The organism is Pseudomonas sp. NPDC077186, from assembly GCF_044543505.1.
Lineage (GTDB): Bacteria > Pseudomonadota > Gammaproteobacteria > Pseudomonadales > Pseudomonadaceae > Aquipseudomonas.
The window spans coordinates 1-12,349 of record NZ_JBITWE010000013.1 but is presented as its reverse complement, the minus strand read 5'-3'; the positions used below and the strand labels follow the sequence as shown (position 1 = coordinate 12,349).

Sequence of the window (12,349 nt, the reverse complement as noted above, 5' to 3'; positions counted from 1 at the left end):
AAGCAATAAAAAACCGGCGGTCAGCGGCGCTGAACCCCCGGAAGCACACACAGCATTTCGTAGAGCAGGTTGGCGCCGAGCAACGAGGTGTTGCCGGTGGTGTCGTAGGGCGGCGAGACCTCCACCAGGTCGCCGCCGACCAGGTCCAGGCCCTGGCAGCCGCGGATGATCTCCATCGCCTGGATGGTGGTCAGCCCGCCGATTTCCGGGGTGCCGGTGCCGGGCGCCCAGGCCGGGTCGATGCCGTCGATGTCGAAACTCAGGTACACCGGGCCGCCGCCGACCTTCTCGCGCACCTCGGCCATCAAGGGCTCCAGCGACTGGTGCCAGCACTCCTCGGCCTGCACCACGCGAAAGCCCTGCTTGCGGCTCCAGTTGAAGTCCTCGGCGGTGTAGCCCTGGGCGCGCAGGCCGATCTGCACCACGCGGTCGCAGTCCAGCAGGCCTTCCTCGACGGCGCGGCGGAAGGTGGTGCCGTGGGCGATCTTCTCGCCGAACATCTCGTCGTTGACATCGGCGTGGGCGTCGATATGCACCAGGCCGACCTTGCCGTGCTTCTTGTGGATGGCGCGCAGGATCGGCAGGGTGATGGTGTGGTCGCCGCCCAGGGTCAGCGGCTTGATGCCGTACTCTAGGATCTCGTCGTAGGACTCCTCGATGATGCGCACGGCCTCGGCCATATTGAAGGTATTGATCGCCACGTCGCCGATATCGGCAATGTTGAGGGAATCAAAAGGTGCTGCCCCGGTGGCCATGTTGTAGGGGCGGATCATCACCGACTGGGCGCGGATCTCGCGCGGGCCGAAGCGGGTGCCGGAGCGCAGCGAGGTGCCGATATCCAGCGGCACGCCGACGAAGGCGACGTCGAGCTCACGTTTCTCTTCGCTCTTCTGGATATGCGGCAGGCGCATCATGGTGGCGATGCCGCCGAAACGGGGCATTTCGTTGCCGCCCAGGGGCTGATGAAAAACCTTGTCCATGGGAAGGCCTCACGGTTGTTGTGGTTGTAGGAATCGTTGGACGGATTCTTGGTCAGCTGGGGCCTGGGAAAAATCGGCAGGGGCAAAAACTTAGTTCAGAGATTTCTAAACTAATCGCCGACGGGATACAGTGGTGCGCACGGCGCACCCTACGCGGTATCGGCCGCCTGCCGTAGGGTGCGCCGCGCGCACCACCGTTTTCCCTAGCCCGATGAGAACCCCATGACCAGCGCCTTGCCCGATCTCAAGCTGCTGCGCATCTTCGCCAGCGTGGTGCGCCACCAGGGTTTCGCCGCCGCGCAGCAGGAGCTGAACCTGTCGACTTCGGCGATCAGCACCTATATGAGCCAGCTGGAGACGCAGCTCGGCTTGGTGCTCTGCCACCGCGGCCGCGGCGGTTTCAGCCTGACCAGCAAGGGCGAGCTGTTCCACCAGGAGACCCTGCGTCTGCTCGGCGAGCTGGAGGGCTTCGAACGCTACTCCGCCGCGCTTAAGGGCGAGCTGCGCGGCACCCTCAATCTCGGCGTGCTGGATTCCACGGTGAGCGATCCGGCGCTGCCGTTGGCCGAGGTGATCGGCGCCTACAGCCAGGAACATCCCGGCGTGCACCTGCACCTGTCGGTGATGAGCCCCTACGAGCTGCAACTGGCGGTGCTCGACAACCGCCTGGACCTGGCCATCGGCGCCTTCTCCACACGGATGAACGGCCTGGTCTACCAGCCGCTGTACCGCGAGCAACACTGGTTGTACTGCAGCGAGCGGCATTCGCTGTACGAGCAGCGGCGCATCCCCGCCGAGGTGATCACCCAGCAGCGCATGGTCGGCCGCGGCTACTGGAGCCAGGCGGAACTGGCGCGGCATGGCTTCAAACACAGCGCGGCGACCGTGGAGTCGATGGAGGCGCAGCTGATCCTGGTGCTGTCCGGCGCCTATATCGGCTACCTGCCGGAGCATTACGCGCAGCCCTGGGTCGAGCAGCAGCGGCTCAAGGTGCTGCTGCCCACCACCTTCGGCTACCAGGCGCCGTTCTCGCTGATCCTGCGCCGCGGCCGCTCGCGCGAGCCGCTGATCCAGACCTTCCGCGATCTGCTCAAGACGCAACTGAACCAGAGCTGAAACAGGGTCGCCCGATTATCTTCGCCATGCTCAATGGCGGCGCCTGGCGCCGTGATTGCCCTGTGCTAGTACTTATTCATACGTATGTCTCAACCTTCATTCGACAGGGATGCCACGATGCGCCAGAACCTGCCTGTGACTCAGCGGGAAAGGACCTTTCCCGCCGACGAACGTCTGATCTCCACCACCGACCTCAATAGCAAGATCACCTACTGCAACGATGCCTTCGTCGAGATCAGCGGCTTTACTCGCGAGGAACTGATCGGCCAGCCACACAACCTGGTGCGTCACCCGGACATGCCGCCGGCCGTGTTCGGCCATATGTGGGACACCATCAAGCAGGGCAAGCCCTGGATGGGTATCGTCAAGAACCGCGCGAAGAACGGCGATTTCTACTGGGTCAGCGCCTATGTCACGCCGATCTACGAGAACGGCCGCATGGCCGGCTACGAGTCGGTGCGCTCGCTGCCGAGCGAGGCGCAGAAACGCCGTGCCGAGGCGCTCTACGCGCGGCTGCGCGCCGGCAAGCCGCCGGTGCCCAAGCTGGAATCCTGGACCTACGACCTGCTGCGCTCCTGGCCGCTGATCCTCGCCGGCCTGGTGATTCTCGGCGCGCACTGGCTGCTCAGCGGGCCCTGGCTGCTGGGCTTTATCCTCGCCACCTTGTTCGCCCTGGGCTCCTACCAGCTGTACCGCACCCGCCAGCTGATCCGTCGCACCCTGGACGAGCACCCCAAGGCCTTCACCAGCGCCCTGGTGGCGCTGACCTACAGCGACAACCGCGGCGCCCAGGCGTTGCTGGACATGGCCATGATCAGCGAGGAGGCACGCCTGCAGACCGCGCTGACGCGCCTGGAGGATGCCGGGGTCAACGTCAAGAAGCGTGCCGCACAGTCCGCCGAACTGTCGCGCTCCGGCGCCGCGCTGCTCGACCAGCAGCGCGCCGAGACGGACCAGTCGGCCACCGCCATCAACCAGATGGCGGCGACCATCCAGGAGGTGACGCACAACGTGCAGAGCACCTCGCACGCCGCCGAGGAGGCGGATCGCCTGGCCAAGGAAGGGCGCCAGCTGGCGGTCGGCAGCCTGGACTCCATGCGCCACATGGCCCAGGCGGTGACCGATATCGGCCAGGCGGTCAACGAGCTGGCCAACTCCACCCAGTCCATCGGCAGCGTCGCCGACGTGATCACCTCGATCGCCGAGCAGACCAACCTGCTGGCACTCAACGCCGCCATCGAGGCGGCGCGCGCCGGCGAGCAGGGCAGGGGCTTCGCCGTGGTGGCCGACGAAGTGCGCTCGCTGGCCTCGCGCACCCGCCAGTCCACCGAGCAGATCCACCAGATCATCGCCGACCTGCGCGCCGGCGCCGAACGCGCGGTGGTCACCGCCGGCAAGGGCGAGGACATCTCGCGCGACAGCATGCAGAGCGTGGAGTCGGTGCGCGATGCACTGGAAGGCATCAGCGCGGCGGTGACGCGCATCACCGGCATGAGCCAGCAGATGGCGGCGGCGTCCGAGCAGCAGAGCCATGTCGCCGAGGACATCAGCCGGCAGATCACCCGCATCGCCCAACTCTCCGACCACAGCGCCGGTCAGGCGCACCAGGGCGCGGAAATCAGCCGCGAGCTGGAGCAGATGGCCGACTACCTGCACAGCCTGGCGGAGCGTTTCAACCGCTAAAGCTGGATGGTTTGTGGGAGGCGCTTTAGCGGCGAACGGCGAGTAACCCGGTCGCGGCTAAAGCCCCTCCCACCGCTTTATGAGCCCGGAACGCAGGGGGGATGGCAATCGCGAAGCGTTTTCCACCGAGGGGCCGCTTGCCGGAGTCGGCGTTTTGGTAGCCCGGGTGCAACCCGGGAACTCTCGAGCAATTCCCCCGGATTGCATCCGGACTACGCGCTAAAGCTGGATGGTTTGTGGGAGGCGCTTTAGCGGCGAACGGCGAGTACCCCGGTCGCGGCTAAAGCCCCTCCCACCGCTTTATGATCCCGGATCGTGGGGTGGCAAACCGCGAAACGTTGTCCACCGAGGGGCCGCTTGCCGGCGTCGGCGTTTGGTAGCCCGGGTGCAAACCTGGGAACTCTCGAGCAATTCCCCCGGATTGCATCCGGACTACGCGCTAAAGCTGGATGGTTTGTAGGAGGCGCTTTAGCGGCGAACGGCGAGTACCCCGGTCGCGGCTAAAGCCCCTCCCACCGCCTTATGAGTCCGGAACGCAGGGGGGATGGCAATCGCGAAGCGTTTTCCACCGAGGGGCCAATTGCTGGAATCTCCCCCTGTAAGCCCGGGTGCAATCCGCCGACTCTTCCCCATATTGCATCCGGGCTGCGCGAATGCAGCGCGAAATGTAGGAGCCGCGCCTCGCGGCGAATGCGATCGAGCGCGCAGCGCAGAAGCAAAAGCTTCGCCCCGGGGCGGGGCTCCTACACTTTTTCCGTTGTCGCCGGCTTCGTGGCACACTGCGCGGCATGCCTCGTCCGACCTGCCCCCGCTGCCTGCGCCCGCTCGGCCATTGCCTGTGCGCGCTGATCCCCGCACTCGATAGCCGCACCCGCCTGCTGATCCTGCAGCACCCCAGCGAAACCGCGCACGCGCTGAATACCGCACGGCTGGCCGCCCTGGGCCTGCGCAACGCCGAGTTGCGGGTGGGCGAGACCTTTTCCGAGTTGCCGCAGCTCTTGGCGCAACCGGGCTATCGCGCCTGCCTGCTGTTCCCCGGCGAGGAGGCCGTCGAACTGGCCGCGCCGGTGCAGGGCGAGCTGCCGCTGCTGCTGGTGGTACCCGACGGCACCTGGCGCAAGGCGCGCAAGCTGCTGCACCTGAGCCCGGCGCTGGCGGCCTTGCCGCGGGTCGCCCTGCCGGCCGGGGCGCCATCGCGCTACCGCCTGCGCAAGGCGCCGGCCGAGGGGGCGCTGTCGACCATCGAGGCGATCGCCACGGCGCTGGAGGTGCTGGAGGCCCCGCGCAGTTTCGCGGCGCTGCTGCGGCCCTTCGAGGCGCTGATCGAGGGACAGATCGCGGCGATGGGGGAAGAGGTTTTCTCCCGCAATCACCAGCGCTAGGGCGGTGCGCACGGCGCACCCTACGATTGCGAGCCGGCCGCGTAGCCCGGATGAAATCCGGGCTACCAAGCGCAGGTAATTGATTGCCGGGTTCGGCCTGGTCTCAACGCTCGCGCATGGCCTCCGAGCGGGCCTTGAGCACCGGCTTGAGCAGGTAGGCCAGCACGCTCTTCTCGCCGGTGATGATGTCCACCGTGGCGACCATACCGGGGATGATCAGCAGCGGATTGTCCTCGCTGCCCAGGTGGCTTCTGTCGGTGCGCACCTGGATCAGGTAGAAGCTGTTGCCTTCCTCGTCGCTGATGGTGTCGGCGCTGATCAGCTCCAGGTTGGCCTTGAGCCCGCCGTAGATGGTGTAGTCGTAGGCGCTGAACTTGACCATGGCCTTCTGTCCGGGATGCAGGAAGGCCACGTCCTGCGGGCGCACGCGGGCCTCGATCAGCAGGCTGTCGTCGAGCGGCACGATCTCCAGCATGTCGTTGCCTGGCTGCACCACGCCGCCGATGGTGTTGACCTTGAGCTGCTTGATCACCCCGCGCACCGGCGAGGTCACGGTGGTGCGGGTGACCTTGTCCTGAATGGCGACGCTGGTGGCGGTGATCTTCTTCAGCTCGGTGCGCACTTCGTTGAGCTCCTTGAAGGCCTCGGCGCGGAAGCTCAGCACGGACTCCTCCATCTTGCTCTTGATCTCGCTCATCGCCGCCTCTGCGCGGGGAATGGCCAGGTTGGTCGCCTCCAGCGAGCCGCGCACCTCGACCACGCTGCGGCGCAGACGCAGCACCTCCACCTCGGAGATCGCCCCGGAGGCCACCAGCGGCTGCGACATGTTCAGCTCCTGCTGCAGCAGGCCGAGGCTGGAACGGTACTGCTGGGCCTTGGAGCGGAATTCGGCCAGTTCCTGCTCCTTCTGCCGCAGCTGTTCGCCGAGGGTGCGCTGCTCGCTTTTCAGGCGCTGCTGGCGCGAGTGGTACAGCGCCAGCTGGTCTTCGGCCAGCTGCGGCGCGTCGCGGGTGATCTCCTCGGGCAGCTGCGGTTCGCGGCCCTCGGCCTCGGCGCCGAGGCGTTCGAGGCGGGCGATCAGCGCCAGGCGGTCGGCTTCGGTCTCGCCGCGGTTGGAGAGGAAGCGGGTGTCGTCCAGGCGCAGCAGCACGTCGCCCTTGTTCACCACCTGGCCTTCGCGCACGAAGATCTCGCTGACGATGCCGCCTTCGAGGTTCTGGATCACCTGCACCTTGCTCGAGGGAATCGCCTTGCCCTCGCCGGTGGTGACCTCCTCGAGCACCGCGAAATGCGCCCAGAGCAGCGCGGCGAGCAGGCAGGCGCTGACCGCCCAGACGGTGGCGCGGGTTAGCCAGGGCGAGTCCTCGAGAATGGCGCCTTCCACCTCGGGCATGAACTCGGTGTCCTGGCGCCGCTCGCGCAGGCTGCCGAAATAGTCGCGCAGGCTGTATTGCATGCTCGCCTCCTAGCTCGGCGAGGGGCCGACCCGGCCCTTGCGCAGCGCTTCGATCACCGCGTCCTTCGCCCCGTCGGCGACCACGTGGCCGTTGTCCAGCACGGCCAGGCGCTCGACCAGGCTGAGCATGGAGGCACGGTGGGTGATGAGGATCAGGGTCTTGCCCTGCACCCATTTGTGCAGACGCTGGCGAAGCAGGTCCTCGCTGGTGTTGTCCATGGCGCTGGTGGGTTCGTCGAGCACCAGGATCGGCGGGTCGAGCAGCAGCGCGCGGGCCAGCAGCACGGCCTGGCGCTGGCCGCCGGAGAGCAGCTGGCCGCGTTCGCCTACCGGGCGGTCGAAGCCTTGCGGGTGCTGGCGGGCCAGGTCGATCACCCCGGTCAGTTCGGCCACTTCGAGCATGCGCGCGTCGCTGACGTAGCGAGCGCCGAGGGTCAGGTTGTCGCGCAGGCTGCCGGCCAGCAGCGGCAGGTCGTGGGCGACGTAGCCGATCTGGTGGCGCAGGTCGGCGACGTCGAGCTGGCGCAGGTCGAGGTTGTCCAGCAGGATCTGCCCCTCGTCAGCGCTGTAGAAGGCCATGATCAGGCGCGCCAGGGTGCTCTTGCCCGAGCCGCTGCGGCCGATGATGCCGAGGTGTTCGCCGGCGGCCAGGTGCAGGCTGACGTTGCTCAGCGCCGGGGCGCTCTGCCCCGGGTAGCGGAAGCTGACCTGGCGGATGTCCAGCGCGCCCTTGAGCTGGGTGCGCTCCAGCGGTCGCTGCTTGTCCTGGCGCTCCTGCGGCAGGGCCATCAGCGCGTCGGTGCTGGTCATGGTCAGGCGCGCCTGCTGGTAGCGGGTGATCAGCCCGGCGATCTGCCCCAGCGGGGCGAGGATGCGGCTGCCGAGCATGTAGCAGGCGACCAGCGCGCCGACGCTGAGGTTGCCGGCGATGATCGCGTAGACCCCGGCGACTATGGTGGCCATGCCGGCGAACTGCTGGAGGAACAGGGTGCCGTTGGTGGCCAGCGCCGAGAGGAAGCGCGCGTGGCTGTCCAGGCGGGTGAGGGCGCCGTGGGTCTTTTCCCACTGGTGCTGGCGTTCGCTCTCGGCGCCGCAGGCCTTGAGGGTTTCCAGGCCGCCGAGGGTCTCGATCAGCAGCGCCTGGCGCTGCGAGGCCAGTTGCAGGCTCTTCTCCACGGTGTCGCGCAGGCGCACCTGGATGACGAAGGCGAACAGCGCGGTGAGCGGGAAGGCCAGCAGCGGGATCAGCACCAGCCAGTCGCCGATCAGCCAGATCACCAGGATCATCAGGAAGGAGAAGGGCAGGTCGATCAGGCTGGTCAGGGTCACCGCGGTGAGAAAATCGCGCAGGCCCTGGAAGTCGTGGATGCTCTGGGCGAAGCCGCCGACGCTGGCCGGGCGGGCCTTCATCGCCATGCCGGTGATGCGCTCGAACAGGGTGGCCGAGAGCACCACGTCGGTCTTCTTGCCGGCGGTGTCGAGCAGGTGCGCGCGCAGCACCTTGAGCAGCAGCTCGAAGCCGGTGCCGATCAGCAGGCCGACGGCCAGCACCCAGAGCGTGGCGGTGGCCTGGTTGGGCACCACGCGGTCGTAGGTCTGCATGACGAACAGCGGCACCATCAGGCCCAGCAGGTTGATCAGCAGGCTGGCCAGCAGCGCATCGGCGTAGAGCCAGCGCGACAGCTTGAGGGTGTCGCGGAACCAGGCTTCGAGGCGCGGCACCAGCGGCGTGCGCGCCTCCTCCAGCTCGTGCCGCGGGCGGGCGAAGAAGGCCTGGCCGCTGTACTCGGCGGCCAGTTGCTCGCGTGCGACCCACTGCTCGCCGCCATCGGCCTCGCACGGCAGGATCTGCGCCTGGCCGTTCGCTCCCCATTGGCGCAGCACGGCGCTACGGCCGTCCTTGAGCAGCAGCAGCACCGGCAGGTTGAGTGCGGAGATGCTGGCCAGGTCGCGAAACAGCAGGCGACCCTGCAGCCCGGCACGCGCGGCGGCGCGCGGTAGCAGATCGGCGGTCAGGCGCTGCTCGGGCAGGGGCAGGCCGGCGCTCAGGCTGCCGCGGCTGACGGAGCAGCCGTGCAGCCGGCAGAGGATCAACAGGCCGTCGAGCAGCGGATCGTCGTGGCTGAGCCGCGGATCGCTGGCAGGCCCTGGCCGTTCCATGGTGGTCAAGTTCTACTACTCCTGCGCCGGGACTACTTCATTTCCGGCAGGCGCGCCTCGCTCTTCACCTCGGTGAGGGCTACAGCTTCTGCCGGGACTACGACCTGTTGCTGACGCAGCAGATCACCCATTGCGGCAATCACCCGGTACATCGAGAACTCCTCGCCGAAGCGCACCTCGCTGTAGCGGCGGTTGGCGGTGAACAGTTCGTTCTCGCTGTCGAGCAGGTCGAGCAGGGTGCGTTGGCCCAGGCTGAACTGCTGCTGGTAGGCCTCGCGCACCCGCGCCGTGTAGTCCGCATAGTCGCGGGCCTTGGGCGTTTGCAGGCGGGCGTTTTCCATGGCGTTCCAGGCCAGCGAGAGGTTCTCGTTGAGCACCCGCAGGGCGTTGTTGCGGATGTCCATGGACTCGTTGATCTGGTGCGCGGCCGATTGCAGGCGGGCCTTGTCGCGCATGCCGTTGAACAGGTTGTAGTTCATCACCACGGCGGCGCGCCAGGTGTTGTAGTGCCCTTCGTCGCCTTGCACGTTGTCGTCGGCGGTGGTCGCCAGTTCCAGGTCCAGGCGCGGGTAGAAGGGCGCCTTGGCCACTTCGTACTGCTTCTCGGCGGCGTTCACGTCGGCCTGCGCCGACTTCAGGAAGGGGTTGTTGTCCATCACCGTCTGCCGCGCGGCCAGCAGGTCGGCCGGCATGTTGCCGCGGATGGTGGCGGGCGATTCGAGCTGATCGGGCAGGCGGCCGACGGCGCTGAAGAAGTTGGCCTCGGCGTCGGCCAGGTTGACCTGCTCGGTGTAGAGGTTGTTCTGCGCCAGGGCCAGACGGGCCTCGGACTGGTCGAGGTCGGCGGTGCTGCCGACGCCTTGCCGGCTGCGCAGGCCGATCTGGTCGTGGATGCGCTGGTGGGCTTGCAGGTTGTTGCGCGCCAGTTCGACCATCTCGCGGCGCATCAGTACGTCCAGGTACACCTCCACCGTGCGTAGGGCCAGGCTCTCGGAGGTACCGAGCAGGCGATAGGCGCGGGAGTTGACCACCGCCTCGGTGCGGGCCACCTCGTTGGGCGTGTTGAAACCGTCGAACAGCATCTGCCGCAGGCGCAGCTCGGCATCGCGGTAATTCAGGGTTTCCTTGTTGTGATCGCCCAGCGCGCGGGTGCTGGGGCTGTCGGTCTGTTCGCGGCCGTAGCCGACCAGCAGGTCGACGGTCGGCAGGTAGCCGCCCTTGGCGAACTTCACATCCTCATCCGACGAAAGGCGACTGTTGGCGGCGGCATGAATCTCTGGGTGGTTGTCCAGGGTGCTCTGGATCGCTTCCGACAGATTCATCGCTTGCGCCTGGCTGCAGGCAACCGCCAATAGCATGGCGCTCCATAGGGGGTTGAGTGTGCGCATTGGCGTATCTCCTTACGAGTGTTCTTATCCTGTCGCCAGAAAAATGGCTTTTTTGCCTGGTAAACCGTTTCAGGCTTGTAACATCACAGCTAAGAACAACTTTCGGAGAAGCTAAGAAGAATTTTTCACAAGCCTTATGCGGAAAAAATCTTATGTTCTCTGCGAAAAGCAGCACATTGTTTGACCCTAGAAGCCGCGTATTTCGTGCCTTTCTATGGCTTGCGTGGCTAAAACAGACGGTCAAGCACCGATAGGGCGGGGATTCATCTGATGGAGTAGTTCGACGCGGGCTGTAGTGACATTTTTTTGTCAGTAGCGTTTTAGGGTTTTTGCGCCGTTCCATTTCAGTCAGCTGTTTTGATCTCACCTCACGCTCGAAAAGGTGTCCTGGCCCCTTTGGCAATACGTGTCGACGGTGGTCGGCAGCTGTAGTGAGGATGGAATCATGGCTACTCTAATTGGTGTCGTCAGCCAGGTTGTCGGCGAGGTTTTTGCGGTAGCGAGCGATGGATCGCGCCGGCCACTCAGCGAAGGCGATCGGGTCTATGCGGGCGAGCAGCTCGTGACCGGCGCCTCTGGCGCCATCGCGGTGGCGATGAGCAACGGTCAGCAACTGACCCTGGGCCGCGACAGTAGCTTGACGCTCAACGAGCAGATGCTCGCTGCCAGCCCTGCCTCACAGGCCCCGACGGCCGATGCGCCGCCCCCCGTTCCCAGCGACAGCGACCTGACCGACGTCGAGCAACTGCAGGCGGCGATCGAGGCCGGCGTCGACCCGACCCTCGAGGGCGAAGCCACTGCAGCCGGCCCGGGTGCCGGCGGTGGCGGTGCCGGCGGCGCCGGTGGCGGCCACTCCTTCGTGCTGCTCGGCGAAGTCGGCGGCGCGCTCGACCCTGTCATCGGCTTCCCCACCGAAGGGCTCAGTACCGGCCCCGAATTCCCCGATGGCGAGCCGATCGTCGATCCGGATATCGCGCCTCAACTGGTCGAGGGGTTGCCCATGGCCGGTGAGGCCAGCAATGCGGTGGACGAAGAGGGGCTACCGGGTGGGATTGCCGGCGGCCCGAACGATCTGGCCGGCGAAGACACGGTGGTTACCGGCACCCTGGGCTACAGCTTCGGTCCCAATGGCATCGGCAGCTTCGCCTGGAGCAGCGAAGGGCTGGCGGCGCTGGGGATCAGCTCGCAGGGCGTTGCGCTGACTTACAGCGTCAGCGCCGATGGCCTCACGCTCAGCGCCTTCGCCGGCGACACGCTGGTATTCACCCTGCAGCTCACCGACCTGGCCGCCGGCACCTACGAGTTCAGCCTGTTCGCCCCGCTCGACCATGCCGCACCGGAACCTGGCGGCAGCGACGAGAACGACCTGTTCTTCCTGTTCGGCTACAGCATCACCGACGGCGCCGGCAACACCGCTGCCGGCAGCCTGACGCTGGGCGTCGACGACGACACCCCGGAACTGCAGGGCGTACCGGGCGAACGCCCGAGCGTGGGTGGTCTGGTGCATGAAGACGCGTTGGACAATGGCAACGCCGAAGGCGGCCAGACCCTGACGCTCGGCGGCGGGCCGGGCGCTCTGGATGCGCTGATCAATTTCGGCGCCGATGGGCGCGGCAGTTTCTCCCTCAATGGCAGCGCCGAAGCGCTCGACAGCCTGATCGCCCTCGGGCTGACCTCGGGCGGCGTGGCGTTGGCCTATTCGGTTTCCGCCGACGGCACGACTCTGGTGGCCACGGCAGGCGGTAATCCGGTGTTCACCCTGGTGGTCAACCCGGACGGCAGCTACCTGTTCACCCTGCAGGGCCCGCTGGATCACCCGGAGGCCGATGGCATCGATTCGGAAACCCTGGGCGATAACAGCTTGGCGCTGGATTTCTCCGGGATTCTGCAAGCGACCGATTTCGATGGCGACGCCGTGGCGGGTGGTTTCGACGCCGGCAGCTTCGTCATCGATATCGAGGACGACGTGCCGGTACTGGTCGGCGCGCCGGGCGAGCGTCCGAGCGTGGGCGGCCTGGTGCACGAAGATGCGCTGGGCGACGGCAACCCCGAAGGCGGCGACCAGACCCTCACGGTGAGCGGCGATGCTGGGGCGCTGGACGCCCTGGTCAACTTCGGCGCCGACGGTCGCGGCGGCTTCCAGCTGAGCACCGACCCGGGTGCGCTGATCGGCCTGCAGGACCT

General features: G+C 66.7%; 7 protein-coding genes and 2 pseudogenes. 5 read left to right on the top strand and 4 right to left on the bottom strand.

From position 1 onward, the window contains the following. Positions 1–20 precede the first annotated feature (20 nt). Positions 21–980: an agmatinase gene (speB, locus tag ACIGKL_RS24620; protein ID WP_397488967.1), complete on the bottom strand. Its 960-nt coding sequence runs from the start codon at positions 978–980 to the stop codon at positions 21–23. 222 nt (positions 981–1,202) lie between these two features. On the opposite strand from speB, the gene ACIGKL_RS24615 reads away from it, so the two are divergent. From ACIGKL_RS24615 to ACIGKL_RS24600, 4 genes and pseudogenes are all read left to right on the top strand, one after another. Further along, complete coding sequence (locus ACIGKL_RS24615) at positions 1,203–2,096, top strand: LysR family transcriptional regulator (protein ID WP_397488966.1); 894 nt, start codon at positions 1,203–1,205, stop codon at positions 2,094–2,096. 84 nt (positions 2,097–2,180) lie between these two features. Further along, a pseudogene (locus ACIGKL_RS24610) lies at positions 2,181–2,492 on the top strand (PAS domain-containing protein); the annotation flags it as partial. 303 nt (positions 2,493–2,795) lie between these two features. Then, a pseudogene (locus ACIGKL_RS24605) lies at positions 2,796–3,779 on the top strand (methyl-accepting chemotaxis protein); the annotation flags it as partial. Positions 3,780–4,567: 788 nt separating this feature from the next. Then, positions 4,568–5,161 carry a tRNA-uridine aminocarboxypropyltransferase gene (locus ACIGKL_RS24600; protein ID WP_397488965.1) on the top strand — a complete coding sequence of 198 codons (594 nt, stop codon included), beginning with the start codon at positions 4,568–4,570 and terminating at the stop codon, positions 5,159–5,161. Positions 5,162–5,264: 103 nt separating this feature from the next. On the opposite strand, the gene ACIGKL_RS24595 is transcribed toward ACIGKL_RS24600, so the two are convergent. From ACIGKL_RS24595 to ACIGKL_RS24585, 3 genes are read right to left on the bottom strand one after another with little or no spacing between them, the layout of a single operon-like run. After that, positions 5,265–6,617, bottom strand: a complete 1,353-nt coding sequence (locus ACIGKL_RS24595) for an HlyD family type I secretion periplasmic adaptor subunit (RefSeq protein WP_397488964.1) — start codon at positions 6,615–6,617, stop codon at positions 5,265–5,267. A 9-nt stretch (positions 6,618–6,626) separates the two neighbouring features. Beyond that, positions 6,627–8,777 (bottom strand): type I secretion system permease/ATPase, encoded by a 2,151-nt coding sequence (locus tag ACIGKL_RS24590; RefSeq protein WP_397488981.1) that lies wholly within the window; start codon positions 8,775–8,777, stop codon positions 6,627–6,629. A gap of 32 nt (positions 8,778–8,809) precedes the next feature. Beyond that, positions 8,810–10,165, bottom strand: coding sequence for a TolC family outer membrane protein (locus ACIGKL_RS24585; protein WP_397488963.1), 1,356 nt, complete (start codon positions 10,163–10,165; stop codon positions 8,810–8,812). Positions 10,166–10,610: 445 nt separating this feature from the next. On the opposite strand from ACIGKL_RS24585, the gene ACIGKL_RS24580 reads away from it, so the two are divergent. Then, positions 10,611–12,349 (top strand): retention module-containing protein (locus tag ACIGKL_RS24580; protein ID WP_397488962.1); only part of this gene is annotated, 1,739 nt, incomplete at its 3' end.

Bases quoted from the DNA above. Each gene is read 5' to 3' on its own strand.
- ACIGKL_RS24615 (WP_397488966.1), top strand. From the start codon at position 1,203: ATGACCAGCGCCTTGCCCGATCTCAAGCTGCTGCGCATCTTCGCCAGC.
- ACIGKL_RS24600 (WP_397488965.1), top strand. From the start codon at position 4,568: ATGCCTCGTCCGACCTGCCCCCGCTGCCTGCGCCCGCTCGGCCATTGC.
- ACIGKL_RS24590 (WP_397488981.1), bottom strand. From the start codon at position 8,777: ATGGAACGGCCAGGGCCTGCCAGCGATCCGCGGCTCAGCCACGACGAT.
- ACIGKL_RS24585 (WP_397488963.1), bottom strand. From the start codon at position 10,165: ATGCGCACACTCAACCCCCTATGGAGCGCCATGCTATTGGCGGTTGCC.
- speB (WP_397488967.1), bottom strand. From the start codon at position 980: ATGGACAAGGTTTTTCATCAGCCCCTGGGCGGCAACGAAATGCCCCGT.
- ACIGKL_RS24595 (WP_397488964.1), bottom strand. From the start codon at position 6,617: ATGCAATACAGCCTGCGCGACTATTTCGGCAGCCTGCGCGAGCGGCGC.